Origin of the sequence: Alteripontixanthobacter maritimus (assembly GCF_003340475.1) — a bacterium.
Lineage (GTDB): Bacteria > Pseudomonadota > Alphaproteobacteria > Sphingomonadales > Sphingomonadaceae > Alteripontixanthobacter > Alteripontixanthobacter maritimus.
The window spans coordinates 572,932-593,260 of sequence record NZ_QBKA01000002.1; the positions used below are offsets into that span (position 1 = coordinate 572,932).

18 protein-coding genes are annotated in these 20,329 nt (G+C 57.2%); 10 read left to right on the forward strand and 8 right to left on the reverse strand.

What is annotated here, in order from left to right; genetic code table 11:
• Positions 1-22: 22 nt before the first annotated feature.
• The 4 genes from HME9302_RS02845 to HME9302_RS02865 all read right to left on the reverse strand — a co-directional run bounded on the left by HME9302_RS02845 (position 23) and on the right by HME9302_RS02865 (position 3,758).
• Positions 23-721 carry a nitroreductase family protein gene (locus tag HME9302_RS02845; protein WP_147270753.1) on the reverse strand — a complete coding sequence of 233 codons (699 nt, stop codon included), beginning with the start codon at positions 719-721 and terminating at the stop codon, positions 23-25.
• Positions 708-1,298, reverse strand: a complete 591-nt coding sequence (locus HME9302_RS02850) for a 7-cyano-7-deazaguanine synthase (RefSeq protein WP_115365760.1) — start codon at positions 1,296-1,298, stop codon at positions 708-710. The genes HME9302_RS02845 and HME9302_RS02850 overlap by 14 nt, the downstream gene beginning before the upstream one ends.
• Positions 1,295-2,485 (reverse strand): PfkB family carbohydrate kinase, encoded by a 1,191-nt coding sequence (locus HME9302_RS02855; RefSeq protein ID WP_115365761.1) that lies wholly within the window; start codon positions 2,483-2,485, stop codon positions 1,295-1,297. Before HME9302_RS02855 ends, HME9302_RS02850 begins: the two co-directional genes overlap by 4 nt.
• Before the next feature lie 457 nt (positions 2,486-2,942).
• Positions 2,943-3,758 carry an 8-oxoguanine DNA glycosylase gene (locus HME9302_RS02865; protein ID WP_115365763.1) on the reverse strand — a complete coding sequence of 272 codons (816 nt, stop codon included), beginning with the start codon at positions 3,756-3,758 and terminating at the stop codon, positions 2,943-2,945.
• A 52-nt stretch (positions 3,759-3,810) separates the two neighbouring features.
• On the opposite strand from HME9302_RS02865, the gene HME9302_RS13635 reads away from it, so the two are divergent.
• The 3 genes from HME9302_RS13635 to HME9302_RS02880 all read left to right on the forward strand — a co-directional run bounded on the left by HME9302_RS13635 (position 3,811) and on the right by HME9302_RS02880 (position 6,710).
• Positions 3,811-4,074 carry a helix-turn-helix domain-containing protein gene (locus HME9302_RS13635; RefSeq protein ID WP_407641331.1) on the forward strand — a complete coding sequence of 88 codons (264 nt, stop codon included), beginning with the start codon at positions 3,811-3,813 and terminating at the stop codon, positions 4,072-4,074.
• Positions 4,075-4,258: 184 nt separating this feature from the next.
• Positions 4,259-5,305 (forward strand): nucleoid-associated protein, encoded by a 1,047-nt coding sequence (locus HME9302_RS02875; RefSeq protein ID WP_115365765.1) that lies wholly within the window; start codon positions 4,259-4,261, stop codon positions 5,303-5,305.
• Positions 5,280-6,710: a hypothetical protein gene (locus HME9302_RS02880; protein WP_147270754.1), complete on the forward strand. Its 1,431-nt coding sequence runs from the start codon at positions 5,280-5,282 to the stop codon at positions 6,708-6,710. Before HME9302_RS02875 ends, HME9302_RS02880 begins: the two co-directional genes overlap by 26 nt.
• A gap of 56 nt (positions 6,711-6,766) precedes the next feature.
• Here HME9302_RS02880 and HME9302_RS02885 read toward each other — a convergent pair whose 3' ends face one another.
• Positions 6,767-7,273: a GIY-YIG nuclease family protein gene (locus HME9302_RS02885; protein ID WP_115367426.1), complete on the reverse strand. Its 507-nt coding sequence runs from the start codon at positions 7,271-7,273 to the stop codon at positions 6,767-6,769.
• A 264-nt stretch (positions 7,274-7,537) separates the two neighbouring features.
• Between HME9302_RS02885 and HME9302_RS02890 the strand changes: the two genes are divergently transcribed.
• Positions 7,538-8,017, forward strand: coding sequence for a Panacea domain-containing protein (locus HME9302_RS02890; RefSeq protein WP_115365767.1), 480 nt, complete (start codon positions 7,538-7,540; stop codon positions 8,015-8,017).
• On the forward strand, positions 8,007-8,420 hold the full coding sequence (locus HME9302_RS02895; protein WP_115365768.1) for an MAG6450 family protein: 414 nt from the start codon (positions 8,007-8,009) through the stop codon (positions 8,418-8,420). Before HME9302_RS02890 ends, HME9302_RS02895 begins: the two co-directional genes overlap by 11 nt.
• A 613-nt stretch (positions 8,421-9,033) precedes the next feature.
• Here HME9302_RS02895 and HME9302_RS13545 read toward each other — a convergent pair.
• Complete coding sequence (locus HME9302_RS13545) at positions 9,034-9,543, reverse strand: excalibur calcium-binding domain-containing protein (RefSeq protein ID WP_407641307.1); 510 nt, start codon at positions 9,541-9,543, stop codon at positions 9,034-9,036.
• A gap of 375 nt (positions 9,544-9,918) precedes the next feature.
• Here HME9302_RS13545 and HME9302_RS02910 point away from each other — a divergent pair, with 375 nt between their 5' ends.
• Complete coding sequence (locus HME9302_RS02910) at positions 9,919-10,938, forward strand: hypothetical protein (RefSeq protein ID WP_115365769.1); 1,020 nt, start codon at positions 9,919-9,921, stop codon at positions 10,936-10,938.
• A 4-nt stretch (positions 10,939-10,942) separates the two neighbouring features.
• On the opposite strand, the gene HME9302_RS02915 is transcribed toward HME9302_RS02910, so the two are convergent.
• Positions 10,943-12,079 carry a hypothetical protein gene (locus tag HME9302_RS02915; protein WP_115365770.1) on the reverse strand — a complete coding sequence of 379 codons (1,137 nt, stop codon included), beginning with the start codon at positions 12,077-12,079 and terminating at the stop codon, positions 10,943-10,945.
• A 713-nt stretch (positions 12,080-12,792) separates the two neighbouring features.
• On the opposite strand from HME9302_RS02915, the gene HME9302_RS02925 reads away from it, so the two are divergent.
• The 4 genes from HME9302_RS02925 to HME9302_RS02940 all read left to right on the forward strand — a co-directional run bounded on the left by HME9302_RS02925 (position 12,793) and on the right by HME9302_RS02940 (position 19,224).
• The gene (locus HME9302_RS02925; RefSeq protein WP_147270756.1) at positions 12,793-13,569 is read left to right on the forward strand and encodes a PDDEXK family nuclease; all 777 of its coding nucleotides are present in this window, start codon (positions 12,793-12,795) and stop codon (positions 13,567-13,569) included.
• A 337-nt stretch (positions 13,570-13,906) separates the two neighbouring features.
• The gene (locus tag HME9302_RS02930; protein ID WP_115365773.1) at positions 13,907-16,246 is read left to right on the forward strand and encodes an integrase catalytic domain-containing protein; all 2,340 of its coding nucleotides are present in this window, start codon (positions 13,907-13,909) and stop codon (positions 16,244-16,246) included.
• Between the two features lie 48 nt (positions 16,247-16,294).
• On the forward strand, positions 16,295-17,365 hold the full coding sequence (locus HME9302_RS02935) for a TniB family NTP-binding protein (RefSeq protein ID WP_181815662.1): 1,071 nt from the start codon (positions 16,295-16,297) through the stop codon (positions 17,363-17,365).
• Complete coding sequence (locus HME9302_RS02940) at positions 17,365-19,224, forward strand: hypothetical protein (RefSeq protein WP_115365775.1); 1,860 nt, start codon at positions 17,365-17,367, stop codon at positions 19,222-19,224. Before HME9302_RS02935 ends, HME9302_RS02940 begins: the two co-directional genes overlap by 1 nt.
• A 236-nt stretch (positions 19,225-19,460) precedes the next feature.
• On the opposite strand, the gene HME9302_RS02945 is transcribed toward HME9302_RS02940, so the two are convergent.
• Entirely contained in the window at positions 19,461-20,252 is a 792-nt protein-coding gene (locus HME9302_RS02945) for an NUDIX hydrolase (RefSeq protein WP_115365776.1), read from the reverse strand.
• Positions 20,253-20,329 lie beyond the last annotated feature (77 nt).

The window sequence follows — 20,329 nt, forward strand, 5'->3', positions numbered from 1 at the left end:
AGCCTTCACGTGCAAACCCACTTCAAGACGTCCCCTTGCCAGAGTGATCAGTTCTCACTGCAGAGCAGATGTGTATTGCACCGCCCGCCAGATATTCGGTCGGAAAACCAGCTTCTGCGACGATGTCGCTTCCGTTCCGACCAACCGGCGTCGCTTCGAGACCCAGCGCAGCTGCGGTCATTGTGATGATACCGAGGAGTGCACCTGCGTCCCGCCAGAACAGCGTTTCCCAATGGTGGTAACACGCCTCGTAGCGTCGACGATCACCGATGAACTGAAGGGTGATCCCGTGCTTCGAGCTCAAAATCTCGTTTATCTCGCTCCGATTGAGCGAGACGGCGCTTTCAAAAGTGGTCGAACTCCGAAGCTCGTGTGCTTCGGGATCGTATAATCCGCACCAAGGCGAGCCGTCGACGGGAAGACAGGCAATGCCTAGCGAGTGGAGCCCCCCTGCGGACGGGGCCGCGCGGCTCTCCCACTCGCCAAACCTCGATTTACGGTTCCGTTCTCGAAGCAGCATGGCATGCCACAGCACGGAGGACAGTTCGCGCTCGTTGACAGAACCTCCCAGCGCGGAGTGGCGCCGAGACAATACTTCGAAAAAACTATCAGAATCGGTCAGGATCCGCCGAGTTAGCGGGATGACACGCTCGAACGCCGGCCATGATCTCGTCGGAGCTTCTGCGCCCGCAATTGGCCGAGGCTCATCAAAAATCCCCATACACGTTCGCGATCACTTCCGCGTTCTTGTAGCAGCCTCTACAGTCGCCGCAGGCCAGATCGCCCCTGTGACAGGAATGCGCCCAGGCGAGGACAGATCGCGGAACCTTCGACTTTACGATCAGCTCTTCGGTGGACATCCCGATCGCGGGCGCTGTCACGTTCAGTCCCCCTTCTTGCCCGGACATCAAGCGGTTTAGGTCTTCGAAGAACCGAGGGAGACCATCTCTATGCGAACCGTCGCCTTGGACTGCTCCGAATATCAGCTCCGTTACGCCGAGTTGAACGGCTTTCATGCCAGCCAATGTTGCCAACAGCTGATTTCGGAATGGCCACCATTCGGGAACCGGCGCCAGTTGGTGCGGCGTGTCGCCCGCCATGTCGCCTGAGCCTAGCTCGGGACATCGCGCATCGATGACCGTATGCCCGATGCCTAATTCCTCGCATACCTGACGCGAGGTCCGCGTCTCGGCGATCGCTGCAAGCTGCCCGTAATCGACAGTGATGGCTTGCTCGGGCCTTAGCCACCAGGCAAGCGCAATCGAATCCATTCCGCCTGAGAGAAGCAGTCCCTTCATGCCAGCGCCCAGATCGAATGGTAGATGGCGGTCACGAGATCCGATACCATGAGGCATCCGCTACCCTCTGGCATCTTGGCATCTTCGTCGCGCATGTTCTGGCAGAGGCAGATGACAGGTTTGCCTTTCGCCACCGCATATCCAACCTCAAATATCGTCCCTGGATCTGAACCGCTAAGGACTGCCAACACCACATTGGCTTGGTCAAGTCCCTCGAGGTCTCGCAGCGCGACCTCCTGTGCCGTTCCCAAGCCAACATCGTGCAACGGCGAGAATACGCTAACGCCCATGTCGAGCAGACGCTGCCTGATCTCCTCGACGAGCCAGAGGTCAGCCAGAGTGAAGAACGGTGCTGCGATGTAAACCCGTCCGCTCGAAGGTGTGACGGGCGAGAGGTCTAGCGCCGCGAGTTCCCTCTTCGCGGGGATCGGCAATGAGCGAGTCGACGCATATACCGAGACCGACCTCGAAGCGAGATCGGCAGCCTCCGCGGGTTCCAGACCATCGCATGCCCAGAACTTGGTGAAAGCAGCCGAGAAGACATCTCCGGTGCCCAGCTTCCATACCGTGTCGCTGCGGTAGGCAGGAACGCGGGTTTGCGAAGTTCCCGTCGCGACTATCGCTCCATGACCGCCAAGCTTAAGGACGACGATGCTGGCATCCTGCTTCTCGATCAATGCTTCGACCATGCGTTCGGGCTCGGTCTCGTTCGTCAGCCGCCGGGCTTCGAATGCGTTGAGGATGAGAGCGAGCTCGTCTGCCGTGGATCCATTCTCGTGGAACGGCCGGGGATCGAAGGCCGATTGTGGGTCGTAAATCGCTCGACGGGCTGCCACCTTCGCATCCCCTTCGAGCATGCCGAACCTTAGGACGACGTCACCGCTGACTTCGATTGGTGGGTGGACGCTGATGGAGTCGGGCCGAGGTGCGATCCTGGGTTCATCCAAAGAATGGATATAACGAAAACTTACCGCATCCCGGACGTCGGGCCCGTCAATCGGGAAACCGTATATGGCCGATAGGTTTTCCAGCCCATCTGCCAACGCTGATGCCCGATAGGTGACGAGCTTCAGATCATCGCACCAGCCCGAAAGCGCGGCTGCCGCTCGGCCACCCGACCCGTATACATCGTTCCAGAACGGTTCGAGGCATTCCTCGGCGTAAACACCGCCGACCACAGCGGTCATTTCGGTTCGATCCTGAGGGCAATGAGGGCGCCCGTTTTCTGGACGACCGTCGCTTTGTAGATGTGTCCGTTGCCAATGCACTGGATTATCTTCAAGTGACCGGGGTGTGTGAGCGAACCTGCGGCTTGTCCGCCTGCGGTGCTGACTACCAAGCGATTACCGGAGGGAGTATTCTGGAGATCCACCTCCAGCACATCGCCGACCTTCAAGCCCGAAACGACCGCTGGGACCGGACTGGAGAGAGGCGCGGTCTGGACGATGATACAGTCGTCACCATCGGAGCCCCCACCCGCTCCGGATCCTCCACCGGGTGAGCCACTGCTTCCGATCGAGTTGCGATTGTGATCCGTTCCCGAATCCGGTCCTCTTCCAGACATTATACTTCTCCCTTAAAAGGAAGAATGGTGTCCGGTGTGCAAGCGCGTCAACCGCGACCTTGCTCATTTTGGCGGAATACTCAGTTGACCGAAGCAAAGAGAGGAAGATCGGCTGTCGGTTCCAGCCTGCGATCAATGACTGGCTGTCTGGCCAGTTCACGCATGACGTTCCACATGACCGAATCGAGCAGCGAGGGGCGCGCTCCGATCACCTTTGCGAAAGCGAGGAATGCTTCCTCCATGGCGAGATAGTGGCGCTCCACTTTCCAGCCGGGCTCGAAGAGGCCCATATGTTCGCAGGCGCGAATGATATGGATATCGAGAATGGCAACCTGATCGCTATCCCGCCAGTTGCGCACGACCCACGACGCCGTTTTCGGGCCAATCCCCTTAAGGGTCGTGATCCGGTCGCGTAGAGGCCGATCAGGGAGATGCTGGTCGATCTTCGGTAAAGCTTGAAACGACGCTGCCAGGAAATGCGCCTTCTGCCGCGCGAACCTGTAACGCACCTCTCGACCTCTAATTTCGAGCGGCGTGCTCAGCAGTTCCAATACGCGGTCCTCATTTGCCAAGACCTCGTAACATCCATTGCATTCAGATCTAATGCGTTCGTAAGCGGCGATACCGACTTCGGCGGGGATGCCATAACCTCCGAGGAGGCAAGCGATCAGCTCCTCCTCCAAGGACTTGCCGAGCTTGTAATGCCTAGGTGCTTCCAACCCCCACATCCATGACTGCGCCGCCCAATATGCCGGAGTCTTGGGATGGTCATGGATACCCCACCGCAAATCCGAATTGCCAACGCCCGTAGACGCGGAAGGCAAGCGCAATTCGAGAAATTTCTCTTCTTTCAATGCGTAGACGATTTGATCGGTTGAGAGGGATGGAGAATGCATATATGCATTATATATGCATTCGGAATTGGCAGCAAGCAGGCTACTGGAAAAGATGGAGCGGGCGCGCCTGGCGCGCCGCTTCACCCAGCATGCGGTTGCGGAGCAGCTTGGAATAACGCAGCCGCATTACAGCAAGATCGTGCGAGGAACTGCAGCCCTCACGAATGGCATGCATGACGCTATGGATGCGTGGCTGGAACGGAATCCGGCACCTTCAATGCAACGCACTGACGAGCTCATACGTCTGACGCGACGAATTGAACGCGACGTGGTAAAACTCAACCGGCTACTGACGGAGCGGAGGCGCATACCCTGACGCACACATCAATCGTAGCAGCAGCAAGCCCAGCCGGATTGCCTCTTACGCCCTGGTATTATGTCAGCGAAGGAAGCCCGCTCGAGGTGACAAAACGCGCTAGTAATTGTCTTTTGAGCATTGCAAACTGCTCGTTCGAGGTCGAGGCTATACGCGAAGCAGTATAGACATTTAGGGGAATCGTTTGTCGTTCATAACAGATGAAGATGCCGCATCGCTGCGCATCGAAAGCATGATCTTGCATGTCGTGGGCGATGATGAATTTCGCCCCGAACCTGCCCGTGAAGTCGAGCATGAAGAGTTCTTCATCGAACGTATCCGTGAGGCCGATGTAGCTGCAGTCTTTGCTTTCGAGGACGGTTCGCAGACCAAGGCACAAATTGAGCGAATGGCTAAAGAGGAGGATACTTTCGAAGAGGGCGGTCAGGCACTTTCCCGCGATTTCGCACGTCTCCATCCGGGCAGTAGTCGTGATGGGGCATTTTTTATCTTCGAACTTAGAACCGATGATCCAACTGTGCGCATTTATTGCCTTATCAAATACGACTACGAAGAGGCGATCGAACAGCGCAACCAAGACGGGGTGAACTTGCTTCGCCTGATAGTGCAAGCATTCGTGGCTGATAAAAGGGCAATTCAAAAATTTGCGCTGATCCGCACAATTGACGGTGTCGCCGAACAAACCTTGGCGGCTAGAGATCGGATGAAGCAGGCCCCGGAAATTGGTGACTATTTCGCCAATTATTTGCATGTCAGGAGGGTGCGAGACAACCGCCAGCTCACAGAGAAGGCAGTTCGTGCGGTAAGCGACGCACTTAAGGAGTTGCGGGAATTGCTCCCAAATCGCGACGTGGCGTTAGCGTTCAGGCAGGTGAAGACCATGTTGGGAACGCGAAACAGAATCGATGAGGCGGCAGTTCAGGAGGCCGTTCTCGCCGCGGCCGGCCATCCGGAAGAAGAGAGGACTGTCGGGAAGATACAAAATTGCGTCCGTCGAAAAGTTCGGGTTGCCAAGCTAGAGGGGCTTGAATTCCCTCCTGTTCGCGAACTCTTGCAAGCGCCTGCATTGCGTCGATTGAAAACGGCAGAGGGTGTTTCGGTGACTTATCCGGACAGAGTTGGGCAGACCAACGTGGATCGGCAGGAAAGAGTTGACGGGGGAGAAATCATAACCATTACTACTCGTCGTATCGAGGAGGATGACATTGTCCGTCTCGGATCTCGCAACTAAGCTCGACGCTCTCGATGCAGCCGGTTATTTTGTAACCGAAGCCGAAGATGTCATTACAGTATCGGATGCCCCTTTGGCAGAGACGAAGGGGCTCCTAGGGCTATGTGACGCAATTGGATGGGGCATAACCATCCAGGATAAGCATGAAAATGTATGGTCGCCCGATCAACTCACTCCGGAATATGCTCCTTACACTCTCGTCATCAATAAGCCGGGCACAACGACCGACGTTTTGAGGCTCGTTTCATGTGCAGGCTTTATGGACTGGCTGAGCCGCGGCGACGATCGTCGTGTCTGGCAAATTGGTGCCTTGAAGACGGCGTTTCGCACTTATGCCGTTGCTTTCGAGCCATGGGATAGCGCAAGCCTAGAGCCTAACGAAAAACTCGAAACGAGAGCTCCGCGTCGCTTGGTTCGAGAGGCTACGATAGTGCGCCAAGTTCCGGAGAGCATGAATCGGTGGCTGCTAACTGAACCAGACGACTTTCCGACTGACGATAGCGCTGCAGCTTCTTGGGCCAATCTCGCAGCCCTCAAACTCATGCTGGCATTGCCGACAGAACTTGATGGCGAGCGACAGATCTTGCGCTTCAGCGGTCCGCCTCGGCTCGATCTCAGTGTGCCATCAGAAGCAGCAGAGATACTCACAAATCTCACAATCAAGGGTTTCCTGTCGTTGCAAGCAGCAGTCGACTGGGTCTTCGAGTTAGAACGTGAAGCTGAGATGAGACACATTCTTTTGGCAACGGAATTGGCGCGCTCGAGAGGAGGCGAGGATGCCACGGAGATTTTTCTCAAAGAAAATATAGCCGACGCTCTCGCGGGTGCGAAAACGGCTTACCAAATGCAGCTTGCAGGTATGAGCGGCGATGCTCTCAAGGCGCTTAGCGACCTTCGGAAGGCAATATCCGAAGACACTGCAAAAACCGCTGACGGCACCCGCCAGATCATAACTGCTGTTGCGGGAGCTCTGGCGGTCGGTGTCGGCATGATTGCGGTGCGACTATCCAGTAACGTAAATCCTGATTTTTTGAAAATAGTGCTCGGCCTTGCGGCGACCTATGTAGCTATCACCATTTTGTCAGGGGCATTACTTACTCGGCTACAACAAAATGTCCGTAAAGCCTGGCAGCCGCGCCTCTATCGTTTTCTGCCAACAAGCGATTATGACGCGCTCGTTAGCAATCCTGCCAAGACTGCCGAAAGAGCACTGTGGGGTGCCTCAGCGCTGGGCGTCATTGCTATTTTGACTATGTTTTTTGCGATGAGTTGGGTGAGTAAAGAGACGGTAGAGGCCGATCAAAACCCCCAAGAGGCCGAGAATGCTTCGGCGACAGCTACGACCACGCCAGTTGAGGGTGCTTCTACAGATACCGCGGTCGAGGTTCCAGCACCTCAGTCTTAAGCAATTTCGCTGTTCTATCATTCCGCTAATTTACGGAGCCCGCATTTTTCTCTGCATCAAGCGATACCACCTCCTTCAAAATCGGTCAGAGTGTCACAATTTGGACAGTGATACATCCATGACGCCTCCTGGAAATGCATCCCGCAAAAGCATCCGCAGAACGGGCAGCATTCGTCGATTTCCAAGTTAGCCCAATCCCAGACGCCGACATATTCCGGGACTGCATCGCGATCATAGCCGACAATCTCGAATGCATCTGCGTTCTTGGCAACAAAACCAAATCGCCCCGCATCTATGAGATCCGAAAGAATATCGGCCGGTTCCAGGTAGAACCATTCCCGTGCCGCGACGTCGTCTGCTCTCTTAACATTGGCCCGAGCATACTTGGCATGCAGACGAGCCTCGGTCACGGTGTCGGATCCGTCGTTTATCCAACCGACCAATTTTAATGGCCGGGAGTTTCCGGTTTGCAAGGCGCGACCGCGAGCCTGCGGGTCGCATGATCGACCGATCTTCATTCGCCAATCAGCGTCGTTCTCCTCCAAAATGAAGTAAACTGCCATGTGCGCCATCTAGCACATACCAGTGCTTCTGCGAGCCGAGACAGCACGACGCGAATAGCCATTCGTTACCCCCGGACGATGACACGCACACTGCCCCAATGGATCGCAGCATCTTCTTGGTGCGAGGTGAGTCAGGTGTCTCAGCCTTCTCGCTATGAAGTGTCTTGGCGAGCGGATGAAGCCCAAGCTTGATAGTCGAAAAACCAAGGGCTGTTTTACGGAAATTTCGGGATTGAAGTTCATCTTGGAAAGGAAAACAAAGAGATGGAAGATATGGCCCGTAAGATCGATGCCCACGATGTCGCAGACTGGTTTATCAATCGGATCGACAGACGGATGGGTGACATTATCACCACCGATATCGTCCAGCGAATGCTCTATTTTGCACAAGCCTGGTATTTGGCGAACACCGGACACGAGATGTTCGAGGAGGATTTCGAGGCCTGGGGCACGGGCCCAGTCGTCCCTTCAGTATACGAACGTTTCGAACACATGGATGCAGCTAGCCTGCCGGACATCGAGAACAGCCGCGCTATCACAGGCAGCAAACTGGAAATGTTGGAATGCATCCAGCGAGATTACGGCTGCTATATGCCTTTCAAGCTTGACGAGCTTGCGAAAGAGCCGGGTGGACCCTGGCATGAGGCACGCGAGGGTCTGGCGCCACTGGCTCCCAGCGAGAAAGTGATCAGCAAAAAGGCGATGAAAGCGTTCTACAAGAAGAAGCTTAGGGATGCCGCGTAAAGGAAACACCAGCGGCTTGCGCACGGACCAAGCGGCACCCCGATCGAGGCTTGGAACAACGAAAGATGATGTCGGGGTATCGCTGAGCTTCGCGCACTACCGATCCGAAACGGAGTGTCTTTCCAGCTGGGGGCCATCCGACCTTAAAAGCCTCGTTGGTGCGATCGAGAAAATGCGTGACATGACGGTCACGCAATTTCGCAATTCAAGCCTCTGCTCGCCCCATCGCAAGGGATCGAAAATCCCGAAACGCTTCTCTCGCCCGGTTAGCGTTGCGAAAGACTTTCGCATGCACGAGGTTCGAGTAGACAAGAGCAACGCCGCGCGCATCCACGGCGTCATAGAAAACTCGATTTTTTACCTGATCTGGCTTGACCGCAAACATGAGGTTTTTCCGGAATAGGCAGCCGACTAATCTCGTTCTGAAATTGGCAAATTCCGACGGGGTAAAGCGAGCCAAGCATTGACTGTTTCAATGTTCGCTTGTCGCTAAGGTGCACTCTGGGCGGGTTTGCTGGCAGAAGTGCCGCCAGTAGATTTCACATTACCCGAACGACTTCGTCAGTGGCTCATATTCCCAAGGCGATATCTACGACTGAAACGGCAATCGGGCTTGATTGACTTACCCGGGATGTCGACGGACAAAGCCGTATACGAGAAGGTGAATGGACTTTGGCGCTATAGGCGAAAGGCGAGGCGCTGCGAGCGATGCCGAAGCTTGTATATAGCCCGACTAAGCTTCCGGACAGCCGAGTTCGATTATGTGTGGAGCGCGCTAAGAGTGACTTCGCACGGAGTGACGACCCAAGCCCATATTTATCATCTTATTTATAGCCCAAGAAAATTATCCAGCCTATTCATGGGGCGATCCGTGGCCTACATCTGAACCCGACGGGAAACGGTTAATGTCGCGTTCGTTGGCAATGAGGTTCTTGGCTCCGGCGCTGATCCACTGTCTGAAGACAGGCGCTCACCGATTTTGCGCCATAGACCCTTCATTCGACCCTCCGCATCATTTACTCACACCCGATACCGTCACCGTCTCTATCGAGGTGTGAAGCATAGCCTGGATCGCCTCGCTTAACCGGAGCAGCACCCGCAGCCCGAGCGGCAGCGCAATTCGCGTAATATACGTTTCCCTCTACTGGCTGTCGCTCGCGCGCTTGAGGTGCAGGACCGCGATGGCAATGCCGCCCACCGGTCTTGCGATCATTATGACAACCATCGGCGCCTAGACCCCCAGGATGCGCCGAAGCGATGATCGGCCAAACCGCCGAGACAATGACGATCATTAGCGAGCCAATCGAAAGGAAGGCGGCGAGCCCGAATTCGAGCCGGATAAGCCAACTGCGCCCGTCGTCTTGTCGATCGCCCCAGTCCCTCAGCGACATTGGTGCTTCCCCCAATAATGGTTCCAACGAGCGGCCCAGCCACCACGAACCATAGCGCAGGATAAGTCGCCAGACTTTGGCGAGACACACCATGCGCCTGTTCGGTCGCCACCAGCAGAACCAGTCGAAACACATCGCAGCGCGGGACCAGCGATCAGAATATGGCCATGGCGCCCGACGCCGACAGGACGGCCAAGTAGCTGGACCAACGCATCTCGCGCCGTGATCCCGCTAGCGTCGGGGCAGGGGTGACCATCGGAACATGATCCATCCAGCTCTCGTGCAGCAATGCCCGCCAAGCGGACCCGTGGACCCTCTGCGCACCATACCGGCCCGTCGCCATCCTACACAGCTTCGGGTGTGCACACGAAGGCCTGCCCACCGGGGATGATTGCGGCCGCGAACAGAAGAAGTCCCGACATCCGAACTTCTTACCGGACCGCTCAGTCCAATCAATGACCTTCGAATTTCCTCGCGATCAATGCGCTATAGCCAAGAAAGAAACAAAACATGAACAAGAAAAAGGATGAGGACGTCGATCTGTCCGGCATTCCGCCAGAACTGCGTTCGGTCGTAAGCCAACGAATAGAGGCGATCAGGCAGTTTGAGAGCAAGCCAGGACGCGCAAGCGCAGAGACACTTGCGCAAAGCCTGGGTATAGGGACCGCGCAATTCTATAATCTGGCGAAGGCATGGAGGAACCTTCGCGATCCACAGCATCTGTCCGGACAATCGCGCCCACGCAAACGGATCGTCGATCTCCATCCAAATCAGGTGAAGCTGATTGACAAGACAATCTCAGAAATGCCGAACAGCGTGCCCGACGAGATTGTGAAGGCGGCAATGAAAAGGGGCGCGAAGGACGATGTCAAACTCCCCGGTGCCGGAAGGATCAAGCGTTACGTCATCGCCAACAGCGCTGCACAGCTGCCTTCACAGATCACCGCGCTTGGCGACCTTATCGTGGAGCACACCGTGCTCGACCTGCCGATCGCTTTTCGCGGTGATGTCGTATCAAGACCGACGGCCACGATGATATTTCAGACGAGCAGGGCGCAACTGTGCGGTTTGACCCTCTCCGAAGGCAAGCCAACCAGCGCTGATGTCGCGAGGGTAATCCTCCAATGCATTGGCCCATCGCTAAAGGCGTCGAGCAAGGATTATACGGCACGTATCGCTATCCCGAAGACTGCGGACGAAAACTGGGACGATCTGTGCGGGTCTCTGGATCAGGCAGGCTTCGCCGTTTCGCCATATCGACCGGGACCTTATGGTCACGGACGTTGCACAGCGGCGATCTTCGGTCGGTTGACCAATGGGATCACCTTCAGACCCCGTCTGGTCGAGGTCGAAGGCGAACGTAGGAGAATGCGGGGGCAATCAGCGTTTGATCCGCTCACCCCAGACGAAGGCGAGAAGCTCGTTTCAAGCCGACTGGGAATTGAGCGAGATGCCGAGATCTTCACTGATGGCGAGAGGCAGCGTCTGACCCAGCTGCACCAGAACCTCCATCGGCTAGCTCGCATGTGAAATATCAGGATCCAAGAAGAAGTCCGTCGACGGCCGACAGGACAGCAGTCATCCGACCTTCGGGAACCCCAAGCCCCAAGATATTCGCGGCGGCCAGCGCATTTAGAATAGGCTCGTTATGTCGGAGAACCTCTCGATCCCAATAGGCGCCGGCCTGGGAGGGCTCCAACTCCACAACTTTGCGGCGCAGCGCGGCCGGGTCGGCATCGATCGACAGCGTTTTACGCGGAGCGAGCGGCAAGCGCCCCATACGGGGGCCGATCAGTTGAACAAGCTCCTGACCAAAGCCGTAGGTGCCGGGCCGACGGACATCGAGCTTGCGAGTGACTTCGCGAAGTTCTCCAAAATCTTCCGGTTCCGTTGCCATCGTGGGGAGCATTATGTCGAGATCGCAAGCCGATCCGGTCCCTAGGGTCTTGTCGACCTGACTGCGCGCGATGAACCGGCGGGCTTCCTCGACAGCCGCGCGTTCTATTTCAACGGCAGTCTCAAGGCGGTTCAGCGCGCTTCCGAGCACTAGTCCGCTCCCCGCATCTAGCACCACCGCAACGACAGCAAGCTGACTGTTGCCCTCCAGGAGTATCGAGACGGCGGTCATGTCGATAACCAAACGTCTCGAGAAATTATTGCGCAGATAATCTGGTTCTCGTGACAAGGCCCGTCGCTCGTGACGAACGAGCCGCTCCGCTGATTGTAGGCGGATTTGTTCTGTTCGGCCGAAGATTTCCGCGATCCCCAATGGATCATCTGCCAGACGGCGGGCGATATCGAGATTGCGGCTCGTCATCCCATCTTCGATGATCAGTGACCGAGCTAAGGCACGAAGCGGGGAGTCCAGAGCAATCTTCATCCTTCGGGGCTTACGCAGCGCATTCGGGATGATCCCCTCGAGTGACCGCTCCTGCCATGCCTGCCTCAGATTGTAGAAGGCAGCTCTCTTGAGCCCGATCCCTTTGGCAAGTGGTGCGAGAGGTTCTCCGTTCTCGGCCCGCCAAACCGCATCTAGTCTTGCAATCACCGCCGCACGACGATCCGGCAGAAGACCCTCGAAAATGACGCGATCCCTCTCTGGCATTCCATCGGGCCAGAGCGCCTGAAGCAGTTTTGCGGTTCTCCCATCGGCATCGTTCAATTTCGACATGAGCAAAGGTTAACCATCAATCGACAGGGCGTCTAGTATTATCGCATTGACTTTTCCGAGCCGCATCCATAACTAGCGCGATGTCTAGTTTTAGGAGCGTGAAAATGTTGGCTCGTTTGTCTGGTGCAAGAATGATGTCGTCCGCTTCAGAAAGCTCACCTCGGAGCCTGAGGGTCACCGAGCAGCGTCTGATTGCATCTGGGGGCAGGGCGATTGAGACGAATGGCCTCAGCGAGAATGGTGCGACCCTGGCTCCCGAAGAACGCGAAGTCCTCCTCGACATCATCGCATGGCTTTCCACCGAATGCTGGGATGATCCAGCGATGGACCGGGCGACGGTCTATTCTCTTGTCCGTCAGCTCAACGCGAGGAGCCTTCGTTATGGATCGTGATCATTCCGATTACCTCGACATTCGAGACCGTCGCTCCACGAAGGAGAGTGAAATCACAAAGGACGCCAAAACGATTGGCGAAGAACCGATCGACGCTAATGGGCGGGCCGACCGAGATCAGATCGCCAACACTCGCTGCGTCCGACATCTGCGTGATCGCCACATTCGCCTTGCACGCTCGGTCGGCCGGGCCCCGGCGTGGCGGCCTCGCGCGTATCCGGGTGTCCAGCATGCCAGGCCAAGCGGATCTTGAGACAGCCGATGATGTCTTCTCCCGCCACCCGCCCAGATAGGATCCATATACCACTGTCTCAAAAGGCAGTGCGCGGGCTCGAGCTGGATCAAGAGCTTCGCGATAGCTCAATTGCTCCCGACCGCTCTCTCCTCGTCTCGGAAATGGAGGGCACGCTGCGGTGCGACGAACGCGTCGTCAGCATGGGAGAGATGATCGTGGAACACAATGGTGGGTCACTGCGGACTTTCTCAGGTAACCGAGCGCACGAAAATGGATGGTGGCCAAGCTTCAAGCAGAGGCGCCTTCAGCACTGGGAGGGCGAGACGCAACGCCAGGCTCTGATGGCGCTCGAATGCGATTTTTCAGTCGAGTGGGCGCAAAGCGAACCGTGTCTCGTGCGTTTCCCGATCGGCGATGAATGGTTCGAATGGTATGCCGATATCCAAGTCAGTCGGTTCAATGCCCCTGATGAGTTGTGGGAAATCAAGAAGGATGAGCGGCAGCTCGAAGATCCGCGCTACCGCCTCAAGCTCGCGGGCGTGCGTGAGATCTGTCGGCGGATCGGCTGGCGTTTCCGGCTGGTGATGGCAGACGAGATCGCCATCAATCGACACCACTGCGACAATGTCGAACTCTTTGCCTCGCGTCGGTTCGTAAGCATTGGTCCGGAGCACATGCGACGGTTCGAGGACTTCGCACTGCGAAACGGAACACAGACCACCTACGGCGAACTCGCGAACATCATCGAACCGAACTGCCCCGCGCGCGGCGCGGCCATCATCCAGGGCCTTACGGTTCGTCGCCGGGTCGAGATCGACCTGCGCGAATTCCTGACCAACCGCACCCCCTTGAAGATGCATTAGAGAAGAGAAGAGATGAAGCATGCCGCGCACTGCGAAAGGGACCGGTCAGTCCAGCCCGTGATCACGGTCACGAAGATTAGGCCGAATGTCCTGGTCCTCGATAACGGAAGGCATCCTCGCAGGCCGCATCTCACGGTCGCAGTGGATACCTGGTCCCGCAAGATTGTCGGATACCAGCTCGAATGACCTGCGTATCTCCGCCGAAGCGGCGGTGAGCATCACGAAATAGGGAGAACACGAGGGTCTCCCCTTCCGGGATCGCAGGCCCGGCATAACCGGGACCGTGCCTGCGGTTGGCCGAAGGCCAGCGCACGTCCTCTTCAGAAGGAGAAGACGAATGTCCAGCATCCCCATGAACAGCCAGCTTCCGCCTTACAACCTCCCGGTAGGCACGATCATTAATATCGACGGACGTCCGCATCAGAAGCCGACGCGACCCATCCCCGGTCGTCTCGCCATGCTCGACTGCCATACCGGTCAGCCCTTTTTGGTTCCCGATGCAAAGGTCGGCACTGCCCTCCCTACCGAGGACCATTACGACGATCTCCTGCGCGAAGGGCGTCTGGAGATTGTTCTGCCGGAGAACATGGTCACGTCGCGCGCACTGGCCGCGAAAGCCGAATGGGATATGACCGATCTCGAGGCGATCGACCCAGGTATCCGCAAGACGATTACGCAGGTGACGCTGCTCGACGAGAACGGCGTGAAGAACGGGGTCGGCGCGATCGAAAAGGCGCTCAAGACGCTCTGGACCCCCAAGTTGTGCGAAAAATTCGGCAATCACGATCTGCCAGCAACAATCAAACGCTGGCGTGCCGAGCGGGGAGAGCCGGGAAATCGGCCGCCGCATCTGCTCGTGCGTCTCGGAGGCAAGGTGCCCCGTTCGCCGCATGACGATGACGTGCCGCTCGAAATCCGGATGAAGCACGCGCTCGAACGTAAGTCGTCTCGTGGTCCGATGACTGTCATCTACGCGAGAGCGGCCACGGAACTGAAGGAGGTCAACGAGGGGAAGTCGGCGCTCTATCCCAAGCCGGAGAAGCCCTATCCGATCTTCAGTTACGACACCTTCCGGCGGGACTGCATCAAGTTGGAAGGTTCCGAGACCGTAAAGGCCGCGGATGGCGAGAAGGCCATGGAAAACACCATGCGTGGTGGTGGCAGGCCGCTCACGGCCGGTCGCATCCTCGAGAAAGTGATCATCGATCATACCCGGCTCGATGCTTTCCTCATCGTTGATCCGGAGCGCGACATTGTGGGAGGGCGCCCGTGGATTACGTTCGCGTTCGACGTTCACAGCCGCGCCATCCTCGCATGGGTCATCACTTTCCGGCCGCCGAGCTACTGGACAGTCTGCGAAACCCTGCGCCGGATGAACCTCCCCAAGAAGCCGCCCCCGGCCGATGCGGAGCGTTACCCGATCCTGAAGCGGATCTGCGGAAAGCCGGGAGAGCTGATACTAGACAATGCCGCTGAATTCACCGGGCATGGCCTCGAGGATGCAGCTAAGAGCGGCTCGTTCTCGGTCCGTTTCTGCTCGGTGAGGCGTCCGCGCTACCGGGCCATCGGTGAGCGGGGCATTAAGACCATCCAGGAGAAGATGCTGGAGAACCTGCCCGGACATTCGATGACCATCGACTATAACCGGCGCACGGAACACGATGGCGAGGAACTGGCCATCGCGACACCGAACGAGATGGAAGCGCTCGCGAACAAGGCGATCGCCGAATATCACACCGAACCGCACGATGGCATCAATGACCAGCAGCCGGCGCTCGTCTTTCAGCGATCGGCCAATAAGCACGGCATCGATGTGATGGGTGATGTGCGTCGCTTCACTCTCGAGACCTACGATTCCAAGCTCAACGTCAAGGTGACCAAGAGCGGCGTTCGGATCTTCGACGGACTGCGCTACTATTCTCAAGAGGGTTGCGCACGTCTGATCGACAACAATCTCCGCTTCGAACCCCGCCGCCAGGCACGGGTGGACGCGGTCGTCCACACGAAGATCAAATTCGATCCCGAGAATATCGCCGTCATCCATGCGTGGGACAAAACCACGCGGAGCTACGTCGAGCTGAGATGCCAGGATGAGACCTACGCGGACGGCATGCCGCTCTGGTTCCACAAAGACCTGGTGGAGCTCGCAAAGCGCGAGGCCACCGCTCCGGCGGAATCGACCGCGCCCAAGCGCTCGAAGAAGAAGCAGGACGACGCTGAAAGCTCGGAAAGCGAAACCGGTCTGCGTCGTCTGTCCGAAATGAACGCGGAAGTTGCGCCTCGCGGCTTCAACACCGAAGCCGAGCGGCTCGCCGCCCGTGCGCGGCGGATCGAGGCCATCCGCGCCATCGCACCGGGCGCTCGTGCCAGGGAACGGCAGACGCTGGCGCAGCTCTACGATATCCCGCGCGTGCGGGCCATCACCGGTAACCTCGTCAGCCTGGACACCGACTATTCGAAGACCGTCACCACCGACGACTTTATCTCGCACGACGTGTCAGCGCTGACCAACCTCGACGCAGAGATCCTCGCAGACAGGCCGGACAAGTCCGGGCTGCCGAAGCAGCGGAAAGCTCGTCATGATCGTCGCAGGTCGGGGCAGGGCAATGCGCGCCAGGAATCCTCGCGGCAGGATCGGAGTGCTTCGCCCAATCGCCGTCGCCGGGCTCGCGGCTGAACCCTTACCCCGCCCGCGCAAGCGGGCGGGGTCTACCAGGACATGACCATGACCAAAGACACAAATGAAGACTACAGGGACGATCCGGACCACGACGAGGACGCCATTGCGGACACCGCGTCGAGGGGCGCCGACAGGGACGCCAGATCAAAACTGCACAAGCTGATAGCGATACGTCGTCTCGCAGTTCGCTCTATCCACCTTCCGTTTGCCGCGCAGCTCGATCTAGAAGACGCGCTTGACGAGGCATTGTGCGGCGCGGTCGAACTACGGGATGCTGGCCTCCAGCAAGCGATAGTGCCGATCCTCAATGTTAGCTTTTCAGGCAAGAGTTCGGGAGCAAAGCATTACGTTCGGAAAAAACTGGCAAGCCTGGAAGCGGGACCCGGGACCGTTCCTGTCGTTTACACCAAAGTCGATACGGATGGCACCGTCGGCTCGCTGGCTGCAGATATCCTCCGAGGCTGCGGTGCGAAACGTCCGTATAGTCTTTCCGGAGAAAAGCGCTGGGATCGTGCGAGGCAGACCATTCGAAGCAAGGGTGTCTGCCTTCTCATCCTTGACGAATTCCAGCGCACAGGTCGTCGTCCAACGATCAGTCCTGTAATCGCCGGGAAGATTCTCGACATAGTTGATGAAGGTGATTGCGCCTGCGCCCTCCTAGGCAAAACCGAAGCCGAACAGGTTTTCGCATCCTGCGCTGACCTCGAAAACAGGCTGGACGCGCCAGTCAGGATGCCGAGCCTCAACTGGCTCACTGACAGCGTTGAATTTATGGAGTTTGCTGATGCCTTCGACCAAGCACTGGTCGATGCTGACATTACGGACATTAAATCCGGCTTCGGCGACGAAGAGACAGCTCAACTGCTGCTCGAAGCTTCCAACGGACTCATTGGCCAGTTCAGCCGTATCATAGAGACGGCTGTCATTGCTATCACCCGCGAGGGACAAAGGATCATCACCCGACAGGATTTGTCGGATGCCGTAGATGACTGGGCCGTTGCGAACAGGCGCATTGGGTATAACCCTTTCTCAAAAAACGGAGACGATGAGTCCGCTGACCAGGACACACCGGGATTTGCGAGTTCTAAGGCCGTAGACGACGAGGGCGAGCACTGATGTCGTCCAACTTCGGCGACGAAGAGTTTCGCTTCTACAAAGACGAGTCTTTCAACGGTGCGGTAGCGCGTTGGGCAGCGAGCGCATGGATCGAGCGGATGCTTGACGTCACTCGCGTAGCCGGCGTCGAATGGGGACATGTCCAGACTGCAGCTGCGGCAGAGGAGAAGGATATCCGCGCCCTAGCGGCGGAGATGGAAGTCGATCCCAAAGAATTGCTCATGCGAGCCATGCCGAACATCGGGCCAGGCGTCGGAAACCGCCGCTTCACGATGATCAACGGATTGATCCTCCCAACAACCTTGATCGAGAAAAAACGTCGCCGGTTCGCACCCGCATCGCTTCGAACCGCATCCTATCACCGAGCGCTTTGGAATATCCGCCTGTTTCCCTGCTGCCTCGAGACCGGTCAGATGCTCATTGATCACTGCGGGAATGCGGAATGTCCCGGCGGAGACCTGGGATGGAGGCACACTCTCGGGATCGAAACTTGTGAGTTCTGCATCGCCGATCTAACACATTCGAAGTCATCGAAAATTCCGTCCGATCTTCTCGCGCAGCTGCGTCCCATCGCGAACCTCTTTAGCCCGGAGAAGCGTGGCGAAGCTCTTTCCTCGCTTCCCATCGCGATTGCAGAGGACGAGGGTCAGGTGGCAATCGATCTCCTACTTCGCCTTCTGCCTGTAGCCAATCCATCGCTTTGGCCTTTTCGATACCGTCTCCACCAAGCAAATCCGCTGGAGCTTGCAAAAGCTGTGGCCACAAGCTGGCGTATCATGAAAGCTTGGCCCGACGGATTTTCAAATTTCGTTGTGACAAAGGTTGCGGAACGGGCGGGAAGGCATCGAGACGGCAACCGAGGAGAGACGAGCCGTTTCTTAAAGACGGGTCATTCAAACGACGTCTCTGAAAAAATCACCAGGATTATCGGCGATCTCCGCAACCAGTTCGATCTGAAAGGGGAAAAAGCGGAAGGCATCGCCAAGGCTATCCTTCCGATAAAAAGAGTCGCCAAGATTCTTGGGATCGGAACTTCCGAAGTCGCACAATTGCGCCGCGATGGGATCATAAGCGTCAAACTCGTCCTCGACGACCAAGGCAGACTTCAGCCGATGTTTGACCGGCACGAAATCGAGGCAATAGCGAAGGACATAGCTTCGCGTTTGGGCATTGATTCTCTCGCGTGGAAACTGGGGATCTCGCGCAACGGCGTCGAGCAATTGGTTGAGCTGGGGCATCTCGAACTGCTCCACCATCCCTTCTTCCTGGCGAGGTATGGTATTCCACAAACCACAAACGCATCGAGAGATGAGTTACTCGATCTTCTCGACCAAGCCGCCGTTCTCATAACAGACGACGGGCTTATTCCCCTGTTCACGGCCGTTAAAGTGATCGGGGGACGTGTTAAGCCGTGGGGCGCGATCTTCAGTATGCTGATCAGTGGCTCCCTTCCATTCCGGATCAAGGCAGGCTCGCAGGCACTGGTTCGACGTATCCTTGTCAGGAAGCGTGATCTGTCGATGATCGAAGGGTTGAAAACGACGAAAATCCCAGTGCCCAAGGTTGCGCCATCGCAACTGATCTCCAAGGCTGACGCGAGCGAGATACTCAATATCGGTCCCAGAGAGGTGACAGACATCTTCGCGGATGTTCCAACCCAAAAAGGGCAGCGCGCCAAGTCTCTACCAATTCAGCGTGTTCTCGAGCTTGGCAGACGACACATTACCTCGGCTGAACTTGGCTTGCGACGAAACGTCAGCGTCCACAAAGCCTATGAGGACGCATTGGTTTCCGGTGTCCCCTATCTGGGCCCGGCCGGCTTCTGCCGGCAAACCGCAGTTGCAAAGTTTCTGCGATAATTCAGATTTTATGACGTTTCCGACGGGTCTCCGGCTCGGGTGGGACGTGCCACGCTTGAAAACTTGTAGGTGCAGAGGTTGCGAATTCGCGCCCCGATAGGTGCACGCTTCTGCAACTCACCCGATTGCAAATCTACGATCATCCTGGATCGGGGCGCATTTCTAATGCAACCGCACATCGTTCTATCGTGGTAATCATGTACCTACGGGGCTGTTCTCTGCTGTGTCGGGGAGCGCTATTCGCGGCGGGCGCTGTCGATCCGTTCGCCGGTCACTGGATAGCCCGCATCATTCGCAATCCGGATCCACCGCGCACCGTGTTCTTCGGTCTGGAACGGGATGATGGTGCGTACGGGAATCGCTTCAGCCTGCGCGCGTGCGGCACTGAAATTGGGGAATTGCGCAAGGCGTTCCAGATTCCGTCTGGTTGGATAAATTATGTCGATGTCGCCGCGATCTGCTGCTTCCAGCGCGCCTGCTGCGGTAGTCCAGAAAAGCCGCGTGTTTTCCGTTTCATCGACCGTCAGATCGACAGCGCCGGTACCCAGATCGTGAAGGTAGAAGCGTGTGTCGAACACCCGGGAAAGCTTCTCGTTCTTGGGAAACCAGCGCGCGAACGGCACCACGGTGTCAAGCTGCGCCGTCCATCCCATCGCGTCCAGTACCGGTGCCAGCGCACCGCAAGATAACGCCATGGCGCGCGCCTTAGATGCCTGCGATGCGGAAACGGGCTCCTTCATTCCGATCGCAAGTCCGGTTTCCTCCAAAGTTTCGCGTATGGCCGCAATTCGGTGCGCAGCTTCGTCACGGTCGAGATCGTGGCCTAGGTTGTCCGCCAATGCGTAATCCGCCGGATCGACACGGCCGCCGGGAAACACGGTGGCTCCTCCTGCGAAACGTAGTTGTCTGGACCGTATCACCATCAGGATTTCGGGCGGGCCGGGCTGCGCTGCGTTGCGAAACACCACTACGGTTGCGGCAGGAATTCCCGCCGCGTTGACGGTCTGATCGTCCGGAATATCTGCCATTATCCTACCGTGCAGAGAGCCGCGCCTTTTGCCAAGCGGTATGATGGGATCGAGGTCGTGTCGGATCGGTTTACAGT